The 20,243-nt window shown below is 56.9% G+C and carries 13 protein-coding genes; 2 read left to right on the top strand and 11 right to left on the bottom strand.

Translation table 11 applies throughout. The features are described from left to right. Positions 1–4 precede the first annotated feature (4 nt). The 8 genes from CA51_RS17670 to CA51_RS17635 form a co-directional block, all read right to left on the bottom strand. A complete protein-coding gene (locus CA51_RS17670) occupies positions 5–631 on the bottom strand; it encodes a phosphoglycerate mutase family protein (RefSeq protein WP_145122548.1) in 627 nt (208 codons plus the stop codon). An 825-nt stretch (positions 632–1,456) separates the two neighbouring features. After that, a complete protein-coding gene (locus tag CA51_RS17665; protein WP_145122546.1) occupies positions 1,457–4,111 on the bottom strand; it encodes an HD domain-containing protein in 2,655 nt (884 codons plus the stop codon). 323 nt (positions 4,112–4,434) lie between these two features. Next, a complete protein-coding gene (locus CA51_RS17660; RefSeq protein ID WP_145122545.1) occupies positions 4,435–5,559 on the bottom strand; it encodes a virulence RhuM family protein in 1,125 nt (374 codons plus the stop codon). Between the two features lie 777 nt (positions 5,560–6,336). Beyond that, the gene (locus tag CA51_RS17655) at positions 6,337–7,671 is read right to left on the bottom strand and encodes a sulfatase family protein (protein WP_145122543.1); all 1,335 of its coding nucleotides are present in this window, start codon (positions 7,669–7,671) and stop codon (positions 6,337–6,339) included. A gap of 495 nt (positions 7,672–8,166) precedes the next feature. Then, positions 8,167–9,318, bottom strand: coding sequence for a DegT/DnrJ/EryC1/StrS family aminotransferase (locus tag CA51_RS17650; protein WP_145122542.1), 1,152 nt, complete (start codon positions 9,316–9,318; stop codon positions 8,167–8,169). Between the two features lie 199 nt (positions 9,319–9,517). Further along, the gene (locus CA51_RS17645; protein ID WP_231745758.1) at positions 9,518–11,764 is read right to left on the bottom strand and encodes an HlyD family efflux transporter periplasmic adaptor subunit; all 2,247 of its coding nucleotides are present in this window, start codon (positions 11,762–11,764) and stop codon (positions 9,518–9,520) included. 21 nt (positions 11,765–11,785) lie between these two features. Continuing rightward, a complete protein-coding gene (locus tag CA51_RS17640) occupies positions 11,786–13,636 on the bottom strand; it encodes a preprotein translocase subunit SecA (protein ID WP_145122540.1) in 1,851 nt (616 codons plus the stop codon). 160 nt (positions 13,637–13,796) lie between these two features. After that, positions 13,797–14,291 (bottom strand): MaoC family dehydratase, encoded by a 495-nt coding sequence (locus CA51_RS17635; protein ID WP_197451269.1) that lies wholly within the window; start codon positions 14,289–14,291, stop codon positions 13,797–13,799. A gap of 403 nt (positions 14,292–14,694) precedes the next feature. Here CA51_RS17635 and CA51_RS17630 point away from each other — a divergent pair, with 403 nt between their 5' ends. Beyond that, positions 14,695–15,840, top strand: coding sequence for an FG-GAP repeat domain-containing protein (locus tag CA51_RS17630; protein ID WP_145124224.1), 1,146 nt, complete (start codon positions 14,695–14,697; stop codon positions 15,838–15,840). Between the two features lie 17 nt (positions 15,841–15,857). Continuing rightward, positions 15,858–16,205 carry a nucleotide pyrophosphohydrolase gene (locus CA51_RS17625; protein ID WP_197451268.1) on the top strand — a complete coding sequence of 116 codons (348 nt, stop codon included), beginning with the start codon at positions 15,858–15,860 and terminating at the stop codon, positions 16,203–16,205. A 169-nt stretch (positions 16,206–16,374) separates the two neighbouring features. Here CA51_RS17625 and CA51_RS17620 read toward each other — a convergent pair whose 3' ends face one another. From CA51_RS17620 to CA51_RS17610, 3 genes are all read right to left on the bottom strand, one after another. Further along, positions 16,375–17,931 (bottom strand): outer membrane protein assembly factor BamB family protein, encoded by a 1,557-nt coding sequence (locus CA51_RS17620; protein ID WP_197451267.1) that lies wholly within the window; start codon positions 17,929–17,931, stop codon positions 16,375–16,377. Between the two features lie 256 nt (positions 17,932–18,187). After that, the gene (locus tag CA51_RS17615; protein ID WP_145122536.1) at positions 18,188–18,646 is read right to left on the bottom strand and encodes a carboxypeptidase-like regulatory domain-containing protein; all 459 of its coding nucleotides are present in this window, start codon (positions 18,644–18,646) and stop codon (positions 18,188–18,190) included. 285 nt (positions 18,647–18,931) lie between these two features. Further along, positions 18,932–19,945 (bottom strand): DUF1559 domain-containing protein, encoded by a 1,014-nt coding sequence (locus CA51_RS17610; RefSeq protein ID WP_197451266.1) that lies wholly within the window; start codon positions 19,943–19,945, stop codon positions 18,932–18,934. Between the last annotated feature and the right edge of the window lie 298 nt (positions 19,946–20,243).

Below are 20,243 nucleotides of genomic sequence, written 5' to 3'. Positions count from 1 at the left end.
TCGATCAGCGAGCTGGTACGAGCGTTCCCATCTTGTCTGGATCGGCTGACGAAGCCCCGTCAGACGAACTTCCGTATCGCAGCCGTAAGGATTGCGTTTCGGAAGCGGATACTCGAATGACAAACAGGGCGTCGTATTCGTCGTGGGCGAGCTCAAGGTGTTTTCCCTTCGCAAGCATGCCCGCGATCACGCCCGCCGTGTTGGAGTGGCCAACAATCAAAACGACTTCCCCTGCATGCTTGTGCGCAAGCGAAGCGATCCAATCTTCACTCGGTGTTTCATAGATTCGGATCTCGGTACCGACAGCTGTTGCGAGCGGTTGCACTGTACCTTTCGTCCGTTGCGTATCGGTCGAGTAAATCACTTGTACATTCAGTGCAATGCCTAGCGAAGCAAGAATTTGTGAACGTTGCAGGCCAGTCTTCGTGAGCTTGTCCAAGTTGCCATCTCGCTCGGCGTGCCGAACGACAAGAAAAGTTGTGGTGGCGTTGTTCGGATCCGTTTGGGCAAACAGCGGTGTGGCATTCAGTGTGCCAAGCACGACCCACAGCCCAAACAATGCTTGGCAGATCGTACGTGCGCTGGTGGACGTGATGACTTGATCTTCAATTCGGCTATTGAATCGGCTCATCGTGGTTTCCGGTGATCGTCAAATGTTTCGAAATGTGGGGGGATTCGTATCGGCGACGATGATATCACACTTCGAATCGGAAGATCGTCGCGTTGCGGCCGACGTTCAGGGCTGATCTCTGCGTGTGCCGAGGCAAACAATCCGGCACGCGTGAATACCGAAAGGGGACACCCATTAAAGGTTACCGCCACCGGGAGTCCTCGCGCATCAGGGCCGCAGGCACGGTAATTTGCCCAGCCCAGGCCATCGGCCTGGGACCCAGCCAGCCGCCGATCGCGTCAGGGCCGCAGGCCCGGCAATTTGTTAGTCGCTACAAACCGTCGGGCCTGCGGCCCTGAGAGATTGAGTAGATGTGAGGCCGTCGTCGCTTCCCAGGCCTGCAGCCTGGGCTAGGCAAACGGTCGAGCTTACAGCCCTGATGCGCTCGAAGTGATTACCGTTTGGCTTTTGGTTTTCCATAAATCATTCCTAAACGTTGGCCTGTCCCCAAATCGGTGTCGAATGGGGCGATTGCAAATTGCAAATTGGCTATTGCAATCACCCATTGGAAGGCAGCTCAGGACATCTAAGCGCACCGCAGTGCAATCGAAAGATGGAGGGGCCTGCGCCGGTTATTACCACGCCAAAGGCGTGGCAGCGATTAGCCGGTGGTTGAGCGGAAGCGATACCACCGGTAGGGTGCGTCAAACGATTTCTCGACCCCACAAGGGACGCAGCACCCTGGTTGGTATGCCGCTACCGCGATTGCGGATTGCGATGCGCCAGCCGCATCGCCCCGCACGCGGAGCCCAAAATGCAACTGTCCCCAAATCGGTGCCCTGAAGCTTAAGGGCGAATCAGCGTATCGTATGACATCCGAATTCCACCATTGGGCAAACTTTCGTTTTTTCGGGAGATCATATTCTGTAGCACATCTTGCAGATCGCACCCCCAGGATTCAGAAACCGCTTCAATCGCCGCGCCCCAAAGACTCATCCAGAAACGATTCCAGATTTTATGATCCGCCCTCGCAAACGGGTCGCTATCCAACGCCCAGTCATGGATTGACTTCATCTTTCCAGAGACGACACTGATTTGGTTCGGTTTCAACTCTGCCTGTCTTTCTCCCGTTCCCCAGAAATCCTGAAGAAGATCGACCTGATCAGGGAGACGCATCGAACAGAGTTCGGCAAATGTTTTCATCCCGTCCTTTGTACGAAAACATGCTAAATGCCGAGCATTTCCACCTAGCACTCGAACAAAACCAGCCAGATCAGCTTGGATGGTATGGTGGCACTCAAGTTCCGCGATCATGTCACCTTGTCCAGATGCCCAATTTGCAAGTAGAGCACCGTCAATTTGCGCAAGTGGGTTACCGGCGTTTCTTGATGCAATGCTCGGACAGCCAAGAAAAAGTCCGCAAATGTAGAGTGTTTCATGGGAACGAAACCGTCCTGCCGTAACGACATTTGGTGCAAACAAGGAGAGTTGCCCAATCGGGAGGTCACTTTTAAACGGGAGTGTCTTGCATATGGCTGCTCTCCCGATCGCCTTGCCTTCATCGTCTCGAACAATGGTCATTTGACGCATTCGATCCTTGGCATTTTCGGACTCAAGAATCTCTCGTCGGTCATCCGCGTCTCTGTACATAAGGGCTCGAGCGAGTAAATGCTCGGGTGCAATGTCAACCCAGTCGTTTGCGATGACAGCCTGTGATTTCAGCCCATACTCTGCGACGTTCAGATTGACATCTATCGCCGGTGCAAGCCATTGGCACAACTCATTGAGAGTCCAATAATCTGACCTTTTGTGACTCTCATCTCGAGGCAGCGTAAGGCTTCGGTAATGCCAGGGTGCAAGCATTCCTTCTTGATTTCTTGGGTTCGAACGCAATCTCAGCTCAACTGTTGTTCCCGAGTCGATCAATTGCTCGTCCGAGTTTGCGGGCCTGATGTGAATACGCCCACCAAGTCCATCTCGAAATTCGAGCACCTGCGTTTCGTTCTTAGCCGAATCTAAGGGGCGTGAAATCACTCGAACATGGTCGGCTACCATGAAGCATGAGAAAAAGCCGATTCCAAATTTTCCATTTGGTTCAAACTCGGATGCCATCAGTGATGGATGGTCGGAAAGCACATCGTCCGATCGCCAATAGCTTCCGCCAAAATCGATTAGAGATCCGGTCAGGACTTCGCCTGACATCCCGATCCCTTCATCCTTCACACGGAGTACGTGCGTTTGATCTTCGAGGGAGAGGCTAATCTCGACGTTGCCCCATTTCTGGTCACGACCCTCCAAAGCGCGACGTGCAACCGTTGCGTCTCGAGCGTTTTGCAGTAGTTCGCGCAGAGCCACGATCTTTTTTGGCCCGTAAAGCCGTTCACCACCAAGCGTTGATGCAAGGTTGGAGGCGTCAGAAACATGAACGCGCGCCATGACGGGGGTCCAAGCATCTGTTTGAACGAAGTGTTGAAGTCCGATTGCGTCACCGATGCCGGCGACTCGATTCGCGGCGAGTGGCCGTCTCCGTCGTTCCAGCAAATGGACTTCCGCGGACTTCAATTCTCGATCTGCCAGCGAGAGCAAATCATGCCCTATCCACCAAGAGTCAGAATCGCTCAACGGGAACGGCGACTTACTGGAAAACTCAACCGCACCGTTCCTCACGTACGGTTGTTGCAATTTCTCTTGTACTTTCCAGTGACGACTGGAAAGACCTGAAGGCTTTCTTAACGCTCTCAGCAACGCAGGCGCACGCCGTGAATCAATTTGAATAGAGTCGGCACAACGAACCAGGAAGGCAATCTTTAATAGATCGACGGTCCATTCAGCCGGACCGAGCGGACAAGCCCCCAAATGCCGATCCAGCTTCGCTGCAGTTTTATCGGCCGGCCACCAATGGCTGTAAGCAACTTGCCCGATAGAGTATCCAAACGATTCCCGAAGATCGTGATCCTCGATCAGAAAGATGGAGTTATCGCCGAAACTGCGATTTGTGAGAACCTCTGCCTGCTTCGCGTGCCGCGATCTCAGGAAATGCTCGTCAATCTTTTGAAGAAATTCTGGGTCCGAAGCCTCAATCTCATCGCCCCGTGGTCGACGATCGAAAATGCGCCGAAAGAAAAAACTAGCCGCGTCACGCCAGGCCGCGTTCGTGCGAATGGATAGAATATCCTCGTCATAGCTTGACAGTGCCAAACCGGCATCATGCAACAGCAACGCTCCTCCGAGCACGAAGGTCTCAGACGGATTTAGTGTAACGCCGTGTGCTCCTCCGCATAGTAAGTCTGCACTTTGCCAAAGCGCATCCGTGTGCGTTATGTCGTGGACTGTTAGATCGCGAAACGAACGGTCGATCTCGCCAAGCAGCATCGACGTGAGATATCGAAAAGAACGAAATGAACTTTCGAGTTTTGATTGAAATGTTTCTTCAAGCGTGCCTTTGGGGTAATCCATTTCAAACGCAGCTTTCCAAAGCTTCGTAGCCTCAATTGTCTTCATTCAATGATTTCCGTGTTTAATGACGCTGAATAGGTTGCCTTGAAGGGGGGCAAATTGGGGACAGCCATATTCTTGGCTCGTGCGTCGCGGCGGAGTTGCGTGCGGTTCTGCGACCGGCTTCGCGGTCAGCGTGGCGAGCGACGCATCGACCGTAGGTGACGCTTGCGCTTACCTACGGCTAATCGCTGTGAATCCCTTCGGGATCCGCGGTGGATCGGTGAAACGCAAGCGGCTGAGGTGACGATCGTTGGGGCGAGGCGATGCTTCGACGCCAAGACCAGAGTGGGGCGGAGTCGAGGCCGTGGCTGTTCCCCAAACTTAAGTTATTCACCCTTCCTCTTTTTCTTGCGGGGAGACTTCTTGCTTGGCTTCTTCTTAGAAGCCGCCGTCTTCGTTGGTTTCTTTTTCTGAACCTGTTTGGCTTCCCCTTCGACTTTCTTGAGTTCGGCCAATGAGTCGTCGAAGTGTCGGTCGACCGGCTGGGGCAGGTTGCGTTGCTGTTCTTTGAACTGGGCAAATTCCGCTACCGCTTTCTCTTTGGCAGAGTCGTGCGAAATCTTTCCGGCGTGAGTCAGGATCTCACGATCCGACAATCGTAAGAAGTCGTCCAGCTTGCTGATCCAGTCGGCCATATGCATCGGCTTGCGATTCATGGCCTGCAACTCGGCGAATTCGAGATAGGCGGTGACGATGCGGTTGAGTGCCTCGATCTCTTCTTCCTCGAGGTAGTTCTTAGCAATCGAGACGTCGGCCTTGCGGGGACGGTCGCCGTCGAACGTTGACAGTCCCATGTTGGGCAGCGAGGCATCGGCGCGAGAGTGAACCACTTCGGCAGCGGTCTGCCCGTGCGCGGCCCAGTGCATCTTGTTCTGCACCGTCTTGAAGAATAGCAGCGAAGTTTCGTTGCTGGGATCGTAGTCGATGCTCGTCGAGTAGATGTCGAGCACCTTTCGCCAGAAGACCCGTTCGCTGGAACGGATGTCGCGAATCCGGGCGAGCAGTTCTTCAAAGTAGTTGCCGCCACCAGACTGCTTCAGCCGCAGATCGTCCATCGCAAAACCTTTGATCAGGTATTCGCGGAGCCGCTGGGTGGCCCAGATGCGAAACTGCGTCCCACGATGGGAGCGGACGCGATAGCCGACCGAGATGATGGCGTCGAGATTGTAGTGTTTGAGCGACCGTTGGACCTGGCGTTTGCCCTCGGATCGAACTTGTAAGTATTCCTTACATGTTGCCGATTCGGTCAGTTCACCTTCTTCGTAAATCGTTGACAGGTGTTGAGTTATGTTTTGTGGCGTCGTCCGAAACAGCTCGGCCATGTCTTTCTGGGACAGCCAGACGTTCTCGTCTGCCATCCGGACCTCGATGCGGGTGGAGCCGTCATCGGTCCGATAGAGCAGAAACTCTCCTCCGTCGTCGGACGCCGGTGCTGGAAGGTTGTTGGTCATGAACCAGGTTGATCGCAAACTGGGGTGGCAAGCTTCGTGGATTGCCTTAGTTATAGAGGGCGTCGCACGAGCACCGCGCTGCCGCCACGCGGACCTGCACCATTAGGGGGAGCGGCAAGGCTGTTGATAGCGTACGCGAAGCGACGCCGTTTCTCCAGTAGGCCCTCCAGAAAGTAACCCATGGGAGAATCCGTAGGCGACATCCGCATAATGCATGCCTCGATCAAAGGCGTATTTTCTAGAGTTGGATCGGCGGGAACCAAGGGGAGCTGTTCCCAAAGGGGGCCTCGAAAGGGCCGGTTTGTTTTTGGGTGCCACTGGCTTTGCCAGTGCGATGCGAGCGAAATTTTTCTGGGGGGCGTCCCTGCCGAACCTTTTTCATTTCGGCCTGGTAGGCGGGGCTGCGTTGCAACGGTTCGGCTTGGTGGTGGCGATTGCCAGCTTGGTGCGACGAGTGTCGCTAACTCCGCGGTACCACGACTCGATTCGAATACCCGTCGACGGGAGAGTCGATCAGAGACCGCATTGCCGATGCGGATCGCAGAAATACCGAAGGGGACACCCGGAAAAGATTGCCTCGATCGGAGGGGCGTTTTCCAGAATTGCATGGGTGGCGACCAAGAGTTTGGCTGTCACCAAAAGGGAGACCCGACCGAAGACCAACGGTCCGGCGATTTGTTGGCGTTCGATTGCATTTTGTGCCTGTCCGCAATTGCTTCCTGCCAATTGCTCCCGACAGGACGCCGTGCAACGGCACCACGAAATGACGCAAGCCGGCTACGGTTGCCAAGCGACGCGACCACCTTGTTGGATGTGCCGCCGCAGGGAGGCCTTAAGTTGGTTTGCGATTTTGGGATGCTTGCCGATCACGTTGTTCGTTTCGTGAGGATCCAATTGCAGATCATACAGTTCCAACGGCGAAAACGGATCGTTTTGCAGCAACTTCCAATGTCCCCGTATAACAGCATGGTAGGCGCATCCTGCATAGCGATTGTTGCCTTCGCGACGCACAAAATACAGCTCGCGTGCCTCCTCTTGCATCGGCTTTCCGTCTAGCACCGGTTTCAAACTGACCGCATCGGATTCGGAGTCCGGCTCCGCTCCCGCCAGATCAACAAATGTGGCCGCCAGGTCAAAGGTCAGCCCCGAATAGTCGCATTGCGTTCCGGCAAGTTCTGCATCGGTTGGCCGGATCAGGAAGGGAACTCGAAGGCCGCCGTCGTAGTGACTTTGTTTTCCATCGCGCCAGGGAAGATTGCGTTGTCCATGCGGCAGTGAACCGCCATTGTCCGATGAGAAGGCGACCACGGTTTTCTCGCGAAAACCGGCTTCATCGAGCGCGTCCAAAAAACGGCCCACGTTGTGATCCAGATGCTCTACAAAAGCCACATTCTGGGCACGTTTCGCATCCAATTCGGGAAACCGCGTCTTCGTCTGTTCCAACCACTCCGCCGGAGGTTGGATCGGGAAATGAGGTGCGTTGTAGGGCAAGTAAAGGAAGAAGGGAGTCTTCGAATCGGCTTGACTTTGTCGGATGTAATCGATCGCCCAATCGGTGAATAAGTCCGTCGCATGCCCTTCGGGATCGATCACTTCCCGATCGCGCCGCATGAAATTGATCCCTCCACGGCGATGATGGTAGTAGTCGTCCATCATGTCGCCCAAGAATCCGTGAAAGAAATCAAAGCCGCGGTCATTGGGCGTGTTGGGCGACTGCAATCCCAGATGCCATTTGCCTACGATCGCAGTGTGATAGCCCACAGCGCTGAGTCGATCGGCGATCGTGGGTACGCCGGGAGTGAAATAACCCCAGGAGTTTTCGGGTTCGGTTCGGATGACTCCAGGAACCCCTACCCGATCTGCATATCGCCCCGTCATCAACGCCGCCCGCGTTGGCGAACAGACGGTGCAGTTGGCTCGCATGTTGGTGAACGTGATCCCTTGCGCTGCCAAGCGGTCGATGTGGGGCGTCTTGATATCCGGTGCCCCCTGGTATCCGACGTCGCCGAATCCCAAGTCGTCGGCCAAGATCAAGACCAAGTTCGGTTGATCGGCCACCGCTACAAAGGGTGAGGCCAGTAGAAAGCCGATGATTGCGAGAAGGTATTTCATAGCGGCTATCATAACCTCGTCGTACCGATGTTTCGAACGTGCGGCGAGCACACGTCCTTTTTCGAAACCGGTTCGGCGTGATGATTCTCCTGCCGGCTCATTGCAAGCGTTGACGCAGAAGGGAGGCACGCGCGCTTCCGCCCCTGCGGGGACTGAGATGAGGAGCCGAATCCCGCAAATCGACGCGTATCGGGTTTTGAACGCTTGTGTTTGTACTTTAATGGAACTTCCGTTGCGACATTCGCGGGCAATCCGATGGCGAAGATCGATACCGCGCAGCGATGGACGTTGTGCGTCGAGTGTGCCGCGGAGAAGAGACATCGGGCGGTTGAAAAGTTGGCGGCGCCGCTGTGGTGCAGAAGCCGAGCGCGATGCCGTGGTCTCACCGACCACGACAACCGTCTCGCGTTGTCGCAAGCTCAATCGGAGTTCGCGTGATCATTTTCGATCACCGCGTGGTGTGAGCGTCCACGCGGTTTGCAATCTGTCGATGCGTTACGCAGCCGCTTTTTGGCGGCCTTCGTAGAACCCACGCAAGACGCTGACGACGCGTTCCTGTTCGGATTCTTCCAGTTCGGGGAAGATCGGCAGATTCAAGATCTCCGCCGCCGCTCGTTCGGTTTCGGGCAGCGAGCCAGGTTCGACCGTGACGTGAGCGAAACATTCCTGTTGGTGCATCGGCACGGGGTAATAGATTTCCGATCCCACGCCGTTGCTGGCCAAATGTTCGCGGAGCGCGTCGCGTTGACCATCGGGAACACGGATCGAATACTGATTCCAAACGTGATACGCGTTTGGATCGAGTGTCGGTAGCGTGAACTGTTTGTGCAGGTCAGCGGCTTGCAACATGTCGCGGTAACGCGTGGCGTTCTTTTGACGACTGGCCGTCGCTTCTGGCAAATGCTTCAGCTTGATTCGCAACACAGCGGCTTGGAAAGTGTCCAGGCGGCTGTTGATGCCCAGGGCACGATGGTGGTAGCGAGGTCGCATACCATGCGCGGACAACAATCGCAGACGATCAGCGACTTGCGGGTCGTTGGTGGTCATCATGCCGCCATCGCCCATCCCGCCAAGGTTCTTGGTTGGGTAGAAGCTGAAGCAACCGATCCGTCCCCAGCTGCCAGCGGGGCGGCTGTGGTAAGCCGATGCGATCGCTTGAGCTGCGTCTTCGATGATCGCGATGCCATGCTTTTCGCCGATCTGGCAGATCTTATCGATCGCCGCACATTGGCCAAACAGATGGACCGGAATGATCGCACGCGTTGCAGGCGTGATCGCCGCTTCGATTGCGGTGTGATCGATATTAAAGGTGTCGGGGAGAATGTCGACGAAGACCGGCGTCGCGCCGAGTCGTTCGATGCAGCTGACGCTTGCGAAGAAGGTGAAGCTGGGAACGATCACTTCGTCCCCGGGGCCGATCTCGAGAGCCATCAGTGCCAGCAACAGCGCATCGCTTCCCGATGCACATCCAATCGCGTGATCCACTTGGCTGAGCGTGGCGATCTCGTTTTCGAGTGCCGAGACGTCGGGGCCGTAGAGAAAACGACCGCTATCGATTACGTCTCCAATCGCCGCCAGCATCTCCTGACGCAATGGGGCGTTCCCTCGTCCTACATCCAGCAGTGGCACATTTGGTTCATCGGCCATGGCATTTGCCTTCCTTGGCTTGCATATATTTTGAGCGGGGTCGTCCCAGACCCCTCGCTATACTGACGATATGCCAAGCACGGCAAATTGGTCAAGATCGTTCTCCGCAGCCGACCGATCTTCGGCGCATGCGATTGCCAACTGGATTTCCAACAAATTTCGCGATTCGCGGCAATCGAAGCGTCGCGAAATCAAAAATTTAGAGATCGATCCGGAATGTTTTTTGGACGAACCGCTGCAGCCGGCCGGCCAGGGTTCGCTTGCCGATAGCAATGCGAGCGGTCCCACGCAGCCCATCCTCCAGCGGCTGGTCGGTCTCCGGAAGCCGGGCGATCGCTTGATAGACGGCTCCCGCGACGCGGACGTTTTGCGGATCTTCGATCTCCCCGTTCCAAGCCGCTTGCTCCTGCTTGGTCTCCACCGCGCCGCCGAACTGCCGGGTGACGTTGGCGCGAATCTTGTCGGTATCCGATTCGGAGATCGATTCGATGCGGCTGGTCAGCGCGCGACCCGACTGGGAATCCAGCAGCAGTTGAACCGTTTGGCCACGCTCTACAAATTCGATGTCGCTTTGGTCGATCGTCAACCGCGCGTCGGGAGTCCCCAGGTCGCCGATCTTGCAAATCGGCTGGCCCCGTGAATACGAGGTCCCCACGTTTTCGGAATGCAGTGTCCAACCGTCCCATCGGTCGAGCGTATCGGGATCGGCGTGCGGCATTTGGTCCAACCACATCGGGAGCACCGTTCCCGATTGTGGGGCGCGTAAAACCATTTGCTGTTGGATCTGCCGCAGTTGGGCAAGCCGTTGTTCGATCGTCAGTCGTTGTTGGCGGATGTTGCTCAATTCGTCGGCGCCGCTGGGCGACTGATAGCGAGCCAACCGCAGCATCCGTTGCTCGCTGTCCAATTCGATCAGTCGACCGGAGAGTTCCGCGATCTCCAATTCGATGTCCAGGTTCCGCATCGTCGCGATCTTGTCTCCTCGTTGGACCTGTTGTTTCGGCGCGACGTGGATCTCGTGCAGCACCGCGTTGTGCTGAACATAGACGGTTTGTGAATCGCGCGGTTGGACGACAAAATCGCAGACGATATGGTCGGGCAACGGGACTGCGACAACAAACCCAGCCGCCGCGGCAAACAGAACGGTGGTGATGATGGCACGCGTGGGGTGCACCTTGTGAACGCGACCGGGAACCCAAAAGTATCGGGCCAGGGCGAAGATGGGGACCACGAACATCAGGCCGATCAGAAGGAAGCTGAACATTTTGGCGAACTCCTGCAAGCCCGCAGGCTGGAACAAACGGACGATCAGAAATGCGATCACGTAGATCAGGAACAGACGGTAGAGCGTCGACGCGACGAGATATCCGGCCAACCAGATTTTGGTTCGCGTCGGCAGCAGATCTTCGTCTCCCTCGCGAACGCCCATCGCATGCCGTAGGAACAGATTGCGAACAAGTGTTTGCGAACGCTTCTGCAAGTTGGGGATCTCGATCAGATCGCACAACAGGTAATAGCCATCGAACTTCAGCAGCGGATTGCCGTTAAACAAAAACGCGCTGACCGATCCTAGGAACATCACGTTCAGACAGACGTATTGAAATCCACCAGGGCGGCTGTGCCACCAACCAAACGTCGCCAGCGCCGCCAGAAAGAGTTCGACATAGACGCCCGCTGCCGCGATCGCGGCTCGCTTCCACTTGTCGCTGATCCGCCAAGAATCGGAGGTGTTGACGTAGAGCGTGGGCATGAAAACCAACAGCATCACGCCCAGTTCGTGGCAGCGGCCGCCGTATTTCGTCAGCACGATCCCATGGCCAAATTCGTGCAGCACTTTCATTCCGGCCAGCACAAGGCCTAACATCAGCCAGTTCTTGCCCGAGAAGAAGGCCTGCATGCTGGGCAGGCGAGCGGCAAATTCATCGGCGTGCGCCCCGAGCCAGGCGACTGCAAAAAGCATCAGCGCGGCGTTGAGGAGCACCATCGGTTTGCTGAAGAACCAGCCGAAGAGGGCCGTTGCGGTTTGAAACGCTCGGTCGGGATTGATCCCTCGCCAACGGAAGGCCAAGACGTTTTTCGATTCGCTGAACCGTTGCTTGATCTTGCGGGTTCGTCCCAGCCGGTGCAGGTGCCTTCCGGAATCGGAGACCGCGCCGGCTAGTAGGCCCTTTTTGTGAAAGTCGATCAGGTAGGCTTGCAGTTCTTGATAGCTGATCCGGTGGGGCGCGAACTTCGCTTCGAATTGTTCCTTGATATCACTGGCGCTGTTCTGTCCATTTAACGCGGCCAGTAGGGCGTATTCCTGTGGGTTGAGTCGGAAGTACTGGAGCGCCAACATGTCGCCGATCACAAACGTCGCTTCCCCACGGTAGACGTGCTCGACCACGCGGAGATCGTCTCGCATGCGCAGTGGAATCGGATTGGTGGGGCTGCCGGTGGCGTACATGATGTTCAAATTTGTCTGGTGTTACATGACATCCAACAGCGGATCGCGACCCATTTCCCAGACCGCGCGGAGCCGACGTTTTTCATAGTAGAGGGCCGTCAGGCGGTTTTGCCGTCGCCGTTGTTCCAGCGTCTGTTGGGCTGTCGACAACAATGCGGCTTGGTTGCCGCGGCGATGCGTGCGATAACCGGCAGCGGCCTGGTCACCATAGGCTTGGTCCAAGATCGCATCGTCCAAGGATAAGAATTGCCGGTAGGTTCCCGGTTGTCCCTGCCGACCACAGCGTCCCCACAACTGTTGGTCTTGGCGGGGCGAATCGTGCAGCTCGGAAAGGATCACGTGCAGCCCGCCGCGTTCAACGACATCGTCCTCGACGCGGATATCGGTTCCGCGGCCCGCCATGCTGGTCGCCACCGTGACTTGCCCCGCGCGGCCGGCGAGGGCGATGATTTTTGCTTCCGATGCGTGCTGGTGAGCGTTGAGCACTTGATGCGGTACGTTGGCGTCGCGCAACAGTTTGCTCAGACGCTGCGAATTTTCGACACTCCGCGTCCCAATCAGCACCGGCCGGCCCGCATGCCCGATGGCGATGATCTCGTCGACGATCGCTTGATACTTTTCGGTATCATCGGCGAAGTAGCGGGTCGAGAGCGCTTGCCGCCGCGATTTGTGCAGAGGCGGGATTCGGACGACGTTCGTTTTGTAGACTTTCCTCAGTTCCGATGCCGCAGCGACCGCCGTGCCTGTCATCCCCGCGAGGTGACGGTAGGAAAGGAACAGCCCCTGCACCGTCAGCTTCGCCGCGTGGGTTGTTGGAGCGGTGATCGGCAACCGCTCGACAGCTTGAATCGCTTGCTGGATTCCGTCCTGCCATTGTCGCCCTTCGCCCAGTCGCCCCGTCGCTTCATTGATCAGCACGATCTCACCGTCGCGGACAATGTAGTGTTGGTCGCGATGGAAGTCACGATCGACGGTGATCGCCCGCTCCAGCTTTTCGAACAGATCCAAGATGCTGTTTCCGTCCATCAAGCCCGCACTCAATTGCTGTCGCGCCCATTGCCGGCCGGCGGGCAATAGTTCCACCGAACGCTCGCGGAGGTTGTATCGATAGTGTTGTTTTTCGATCGCGTGAGGAGCCGTTTGAGCCGCCCATTGGTAGAGCGCTTGTTTCTGCTCGCTGATCCGCGACGGAGCCCCAATGATCATCGGCGTATTCGCTTCGTCGATCATCAACGCATCGGCTTCATCGGCCAGCAGGAAATCGAGCTCGCGACCGACCGGCTGCAGTTCCGATCGGTCCGCCGTGGAGGCTCCTGCTGCGGCGCGGCGTTTCAACCGATCGCGGAGGAAGTCGAATCCCAATTCGGCAGCGGTGGCGTAGGTGATGTCGCATCGATAGCTCTGCCGCCGCTGCGAGTCGTCCATGCCATCGACCACTACGCCACAGGTGAGTCCTAACATCGAGAACAGGGGACGCATCGTGTCGGCGTCGCGTTGGGCGAGATAGTCGTTGCTGGTTGCCAAGTGAACGCCTTGGCCTCGCAACGCATGCAGAAACAGCGGCAGAGTGGCAGTCAACGTCTTCCCCTGCCCGGTCTCCATCTCGATAACGCAGCGGTTGGCCAGATGAATTCCGCCCAGCAATTGCACGTCGTAGTGGCGAATACCGAGGGTGCGGTCAGCCGCTTCGACGACCAGAGCGTATGCCTCGGGCAACAGGCGGTGCAGCGATTCACCCGCAGCGGCGCGATATCGCAGCGACGCCGAGCGCTCACGCAGCTGTCGATCCGAAGCGCCCGAGAGTGTTCGCAATTGGCGATCGATCCGCGCCAGTTGGCGGGAGGGCGTCGGGCGGATCGGCAATGAAAACATGGGGGCGGTTTCTGGAGGCTGCGGGTTCCGCGACGCGAGATCTATCCGTTCTACGATAGACCAAGGTTGACGAGATTACCAACATTCCAGTGGTCGCATCCGTGCCGGTAAAACCGACTGCGACGGTTCGCGCGATCGATGTGAATCGCCCCCTGTCGGATCAGACCGATTCTTGAATCTTGGTCGTCGTCCGATCGGTGCGTTTCGTTTTGCGGGGTTGGCGAGCGGCGACGATCGTGTCGAGACTCCCCTGTTGGACGACTTGTCCGCTCTGATTAACCAGCTGGCGAAACCAAGTCACCTTTCCGGCGCGACGCCCGTAAGGCTGAATCGCCACGATTTCGGTCTCCACGTGGACCGTATCGCCAAAGAAGATGGGATGCTTGAACTGCCAGTCGTCGAGTTCGGTGAAAGCGATCGTATGGACCATAGGATGCTTCGATGACAGCCCCGCCATGATCGAAAGCCCCAGCAGACCGTGGGCGATCGGTTGGCGAAAGGCCGACTTGCTGGCAAATTCTTCGTCGACGTGCAGAGGATCGTGGTCACCGGTCAGGTCGGCAAACCGGATCACATGCTCGCGCGTGATCGTTTGACTGGGGCTGACCCAATGATCCCCTTTGCAGAGATCTTCCAGATAAAGTTTTTCGATCAAAATGTCCCTCAGTACACGAGTGCCTCGAAGGCTCGAAAGGAAGGGGATGTTTCCACGTCGGAGTATCTCCTTCCAAGTAGTGGATCGACCGGCCACAGCTTTGGGAACGCCGAAAATCAGGACAAGGCCTAGGTTTTCGACACTTCCCGCTCTGGATTTCAACAATAGTCCGATGCTGCCGGTTCTGCAGGCCAAAAACGATGTCGGCGGCGAATTCATTGGAATTCGTTGCTAAACCGTTCCCGACGACGTTTGTTATACTTGCGTCAGCCGCATAACCGCAGCTCCCACCTGATGATCTTCCTCACACCCTTAGGTTTTACCCCCCATGAGAATTACAAGTCGGATGATCGCCTTTTTTGCTTCCATCGGATCGGTGGTGGCGACAGTGCCCCAGATGGCGATGGCGGAATCTCCCGCATCGTTCCAGGTGCGGCAATTGGCGGTCGATGCCAACGAAGGGATCGCCACAGCCGACGTCGACGGCGATGGCAAGTTGGATCTTGTCGCCGGGCGATTCTGGTACAAGAATCCCGAGTGGACGCCGCGGCCGCTGCGGATGATCGAGGATTGGAACGGTTATGTTCAGAGCAACGGCGACTATATCTTCGACGTCAACCAAGATGGTCGACCCGATGTGGTCGCCGGATCGTTCATCCCCAGCGAGGTCTTTTGGTTCGAGAATCCCGGCGACCCGAGCCTGAAGCTTGGGAAGATGTGGAACAAACATCTGCTGGTCGATACCGGGCAATCGCGAAACGAAGGCGTATTGTTCGAGGATCTCGACGGCGACGGTCGCCCCGAATGGATTGCTAACAGTTGGGCCAAAGATGTGCCGATGTACGTCGGTCTGCTGAAACCCAAATCGGAAGCGGCGGGGGAACAGGCGGAGAAGAAGGATCAAAAATCGGAAGCCGCCTTTTCGCTGGTGCCAACCATGATCGGCAAGTCGGGAAACGGACACGGTGTTGGCGTCGGAGACCTCAACGGTGATGGCAAGACCGATATCCTGGTCGGCCAGGGTTGGTATGAACAGCCAGCCGAGAATCCTTGGTCGGGCGAGTGGAAGTTCCACAAGGTTTGGGACCTGCACGCGAGCCTGCCGATGTTGATCGTCGATGTCGACGAAGATGGTCGCAACGACATCATCTTCGGCAAAGGGCACGATTACGGATTGCTGTGGTGGCAGAACACCGGCGTCGACGCCGATGGCGAGATCGAATTTAAAGAGCACTTAATCGATCGCGAATTCAGCCAACCGCACTCCTTGGCGTGGGCCGATCTGACCGGCGACGGGAAGCCCGAATTGATCACCGGGAAACGCTACTACGCCCACAACGGCAACGATCCTGGAGGGCAAGAAGTGCCATGCATGTACTACTATACCGTCGATCCTAAACAAGCTAAGTTCCAGCGACACACGATCGATGAAGGGCAGGTTGGAACCGGATTGCAAATCGTTGTCGCCGACTTCAACCAGGATGGTCGCAACGACATCGCGGTTGCCGGGAAAAGCGGAACCCATCTGCTAACGAATGTTGCTAAGTAAAGGACCGACGGTCAACGATGGCTGAAATCACGATTGCCGATGCGCAGAAGTTGGTGGACGATTGGATTCAAACGTTGGGAGTTCGCTACTTCAGCGAACTGACCAATCTCGCTCAGCTGACCGAAGAAGTGGGCGAACTGGCTCGAATCCTCTCGCGTCAGTTTGGCGATCAAGTGGCGAAACCGGGCGAGAGCCCGGGGGATGCCGGAGATGAATTGGCCGATATCCTGTTTGTCACCATCTGTTTGGCAAACCAAATGGGGATCGACTTGAGCGACGCCTTCGAACGGAATCTGGTTAAGAAGACGGTGCGCGACAAGGACCGTCACGTCAACAATCCGAAACTCTGCGACGATCAGCGGTAGCCGACGAAACCAGGCTTCCGAAAAACAACGCTCCGCCGCCGCAGGCCTTTGGCCAGCGGCGGTTGTTCTTTGCGCGATGCCGTTGAATCGTATGGAGGCAGTGCCACTGCGAATGCAGCGGCATTAGACTTCACTTCGGCTGGCAGTTTTGCGATTAACTGCCGCTTTGCTAAAACGGATTGGCCGCACCAAACGGATCGGCGTTATCCATCGCTCCGCCCGCTGGAGCGCCAAACGGGTCGCCACCAGCCGGTGCCGCAAACGGATCTCCGCCGGCGGGAGCCGCAAACGGATCGGCACCACCAGGAGCGGCCGGGGCAAACGGATCGTCGCTCTTCGGTTTCGGCTGAGTCGACTTGTCCGTCTCGGTGCTTTCGGTTTCCGGCTTGAATTCGATCGCGATCTTAACCTCTGGCAGTTCGCGTCCGATCGGTCGCAGACACTGAACATACCCCGTGTCGCTGACGAGATAGATGCGATCGGTTCCGCGGTTGACGACGGCACGGTGCAAGATGTTTTGCATCGCCGTTGCAGCTCGCGAGCCGTTCAACGCATTGATGACTGCCAGATGATTTGATGAGTCGCGAACGATCAACGCGTCGCCGATCGATCCGAGGACTTCCTCGACGCGCGATGCGGGAGCCTGCCAGGCCGGTTGGCCGTTGGTCATATCGAAAGCGTATAGATTGCCGTAGGAACTGGTCGCATAGACCTGTTTATCGAGTGCGACGACGTCGCCAACCATCGGTTCACCGGTGCTGTATTGCCACAGCGGCGTGGCGATCCGAGCAACTTGAAATCCGTAAACCATGCCTCCAGCCGAACTGAAGAACATCAGATCTTCACCGACGGTTTCGATCCGTCCGTTGACGTTTCCGGTCGTCTGAATCCGAAACAGTTCCGATGGCGATCCGGTGACTTCCATGCAGTAGACGAGTTCCTGGCTGGTCGGCCAAGCCATCCGCAGCGATTTAGGGAACCGACGCGGTTTGCCGATCGCGTGCCCGGCGGTCATCGAGAGGTAGGGCGGTTCGGTGATGTCGTCTAAGAAGTGCCCTTCGATTCCCGAGGTCGAAGGGTTCATCACGTAGTCGCCGACGATCGTCGCGCCTCCCATGGGAACGGTTTTGCACGGTTCGGTGTTGACGATGTTGCCGTTGGTCGCATCGAGTTGAACGATTGTCGCGCCGCACAGGAAGCTGACAAAACGGTCGTCGATTCCCATCGAGAACTTCGGTTGTTGCGGGTCTCCAGCGCGTTGAACCCAGGCGGTTTCGCCGGTCTCGGCGTCGATTGCTTGAACGGTTCCATCGGCTCCCAAGGCGTACAACCAAATCTGCGGAACGATCTTTTCGCGGATCTCTCCCTTGGCTCCTCGCGCCTTCATAAACAGCAGCTCGCGTTCGGCTGCCTTGCGAACCGCCTCTTCGCCCATCGGCAGCCCGCGGACCGGATCGAGTTGATCGGTTGCTTTCCGCCAAACGAGTTTATCGCCATTGAAAATGTCGATGTACTTCCGCGATCGGGTCTCGTCGACGTGCAGTTCGATATCGACCAAGCGGCCGATTCCCGAGCCCGCTTGCAGCGTCTTGCCCCAGGCTTGTTCGAGTCCCAGGTGAGTCGCCTCGGTCGGCGACAAAATCGAGGGATCGGCCGCGCTGGCGAGCGAGGTGAGCAGCAGAAACGCCAGGCATGGCAGCGCCGGTTTTCGATACGAAAAGTTCATGGAGAGCCTCGAAGAAGGTTCGAGCATCGGGAAGTGGACGAAGCTTCGGGAGCAGAAAAGCGATCGAACGCAGCCGGGGGAGGTTCGCGCACAGCCGAACCGCTGACCCCGCATGCGCGACCGGAGATCGCGTAAACGAATGACTTCATTGTAGCCAGCCTGCGGGGCGTTGCGAAACGAGAATTCAAGGAAAAAGCGAGTCCCTCGCGTTTCGCGGCGGCAGAATCGTCGGAATCGTACGGAAACGAGGCGATTCTTATTTCGATTTCAAGGCAAAGTCGATGGCTTCGCCCCCCTCATCGGGGACCGAAACGTTTAACTCCGTCTTGCCGGGATCGCTGTAGCGCGGCGGCAGCAGCTGTTTAGGGCCCGACTTTGATCGGGCGAGTGCCGGATCGCCCGCCATCGCCATCATCTGCCCCTCGTCGATCGCTCCCTCCATCCCCGCCATCGCTCCCGCGGGAATCGACAGCTTGCTGACGTAGACGGTGTTGGGCCCGGGGATCGCTCCGCCGGTAAGGTCATAGACTCCGGCGGCGTCGGTTTTGGCCGAACTGCTGAACTGTCCGCTGATAAAGTAGACATCCGCTCCCTCGACGGGCTTGCCATCGAGAGTCACGGTCCCCTGCACACTGACGGTCGAGGGACCTGTCGACGGAGAACCGCAGCCGGCACAGGCGGCCGCGACGAGCATCATAATGACGTTGTAACGCATGGATAGAATTCCTTTTTCAATAGTGCTGCCCGAGGTGGGGGCAGTCGACGTTGCCGGCTGGCCCCCACAAAATCAGACGTTGAAGTCTCGATCGGTTTAATAGCAATACCGTTCAACGAAGCGTAATGGACGAGGGTACGAGTCCTTTTGCATCAGACCAAATCGCTGGGACTCGTAACCTCGTCCACTACATCCCGCCGCTAGTTCCTTCGACGGTCCGAGACTCTTTCGAACGGCCGAGGCTCTTTCGACGGTCCGAGGTTCTTTCGTTGAACGGTATTGGGTTTAGTAGTCCGACGGAACGGGCAGGCCATCGTGGATGTAGCCCAGTTGTTGCAGGGTCAGATAGTTCATCGTTTCGGTCAGCAGATGGACCGACCCGTCGGCAAAGACAAAGTTGGCTCCGCCGGGATGCTTGCTACTGAAGACCCACGCATACGTGCGACCCAACGCATCGTTGTTGTAGGCACCGTTGATGCTGTAGTTTTGCGTATACGCCGCTGCGTAGGTTGTAGAAACCTCGGTCGTGCTGCCGCCAGGAAGGTAGCCATGGCAGCAGGTGTGCGTGCCGGTCATACCCCAAGGCCCGTAGTCGGCCGAGGTCTTGAACGCGCCGCCGGTTGCTTCACCGATTGCGATCGTCGTCGATGTGCCGTCGGTCATGGCGGCAAAGTTTGCGGCTCCGTCGTTTCCGAAGACGCCTTGGCGAATGTCGCCCGAGTAACTTCTCCACGGCCCGCTGTAGTCGGTAAAGCTGCCGACCGAGAACACATAGCTGGTGCGAATCGCTTCGCGTCGCGAGTACATGCTGGTGCTACCAGCGGAGGTGCTAACGACCAAGCCGGAGCTTGGATCCGAGGGACATGCCAGCACATCCAATGGGATGTTGTACAGTCCATCGTTGATCGTATCGTCTCCAGCGACAACGCCGCCGTAGGGGCTGGAGCTGCTGGAACAGACGTTGTAATCGTACTGGTCAGCGATCGCCGATTGCTCGAAGAAGGGCAACAGCAATGCCCATCCCGTCGTGTTTTTGATCCCGCCGTTCGACGCGTGGTAGCTGGCGTTATTGTAGCGTCCGGATCCCAACAGTGCCGGTGGAAATGTCTTGAACGTGTCGTGGTAGTTGTGCAGTGCGAGTCCCAATTGTTTCAGGTTGTTGCTGCACTGCATGCGGCGGGCAGCTTCGCGAGCGGCTTGTACCGCGGGTAGCAACAGTCCAACCAGAATTCCGATAATGGCGATCACGACTAACAATTCGACTAAGGTGAACGCGGTCTTTTTTCTTTGCGATCTCATCTGTACAAAGGCTCCCGAATAAATAATTCCAACCATCCTTATTGCGATGCGGGTCTGGCTACACGAACGTGCATTGAAATGATCCAGACTGCAAACATGAACAACGTCACAAGTTCAGGTATTGAGAGAGTGAGCGGATAGAACTTGCCATTCGGGGACCCGGGGGCCACGCGAAGTGACGCGAGTCGATAACGAAAAGGTTCAACGCTGCGGTGCTCTGCGAACGAGACTTGTGCACCGATGACAACGCAATGTCTGTGCCACATCGACTATTCTGCAAATTTGCAGCGGGAGGGGG

The organism is Rosistilla oblonga, from assembly GCF_007751715.1.
GTDB lineage: Bacteria > Planctomycetota > Planctomycetia > Pirellulales > Pirellulaceae > Rosistilla > Rosistilla oblonga.
Note: the sequence above shows the minus strand (reverse complement) of the source record. Positions and strands in the feature narration are given on the sequence as shown.

What these genes read in the sequence shown, in the direction of transcription:
- CA51_RS17670 (WP_145122548.1), bottom strand. Translation starts at nt 631, where the DNA reads ATGAGCCGATTCAATAGCCGAATTGAAGATCAAGTCATCACGTCCACC.
- CA51_RS17665 (WP_145122546.1), bottom strand. Translation starts at nt 4,111, where the DNA reads ATGAAGACAATTGAGGCTACGAAGCTTTGGAAAGCTGCGTTTGAAATG.
- CA51_RS17660 (WP_145122545.1), bottom strand. Translation starts at nt 5,559, where the DNA reads ATGACCAACAACCTTCCAGCACCGGCGTCCGACGACGGAGGAGAGTTT.
- CA51_RS17655 (WP_145122543.1), bottom strand. Translation starts at nt 7,671, where the DNA reads ATGAAATACCTTCTCGCAATCATCGGCTTTCTACTGGCCTCACCCTTT.
- CA51_RS17650 (WP_145122542.1), bottom strand. Translation starts at nt 9,318, where the DNA reads ATGGCCGATGAACCAAATGTGCCACTGCTGGATGTAGGACGAGGGAAC.
- CA51_RS17645 (WP_231745758.1), bottom strand. Translation starts at nt 11,764, where the DNA reads ATGTACGCCACCGGCAGCCCCACCAATCCGATTCCACTGCGCATGCGA.
- CA51_RS17640 (WP_145122540.1), bottom strand. Translation starts at nt 13,636, where the DNA reads ATGTTTTCATTGCCGATCCGCCCGACGCCCTCCCGCCAACTGGCGCGG.
- CA51_RS17630 (WP_145124224.1), top strand. Translation starts at nt 14,695, where the DNA reads ATGGCGGAATCTCCCGCATCGTTCCAGGTGCGGCAATTGGCGGTCGAT.
- CA51_RS17625 (WP_197451268.1), top strand. Translation starts at nt 15,858, where the DNA reads ATGGCTGAAATCACGATTGCCGATGCGCAGAAGTTGGTGGACGATTGG.
- CA51_RS17620 (WP_197451267.1), bottom strand. Translation starts at nt 17,931, where the DNA reads ATGAACTTTTCGTATCGAAAACCGGCGCTGCCATGCCTGGCGTTTCTG.
- CA51_RS17615 (WP_145122536.1), bottom strand. Translation starts at nt 18,646, where the DNA reads ATGCGTTACAACGTCATTATGATGCTCGTCGCGGCCGCCTGTGCCGGC.
- CA51_RS17610 (WP_197451266.1), bottom strand. Translation starts at nt 19,945, where the DNA reads ATGAGATCGCAAAGAAAAAAGACCGCGTTCACCTTAGTCGAATTGTTA.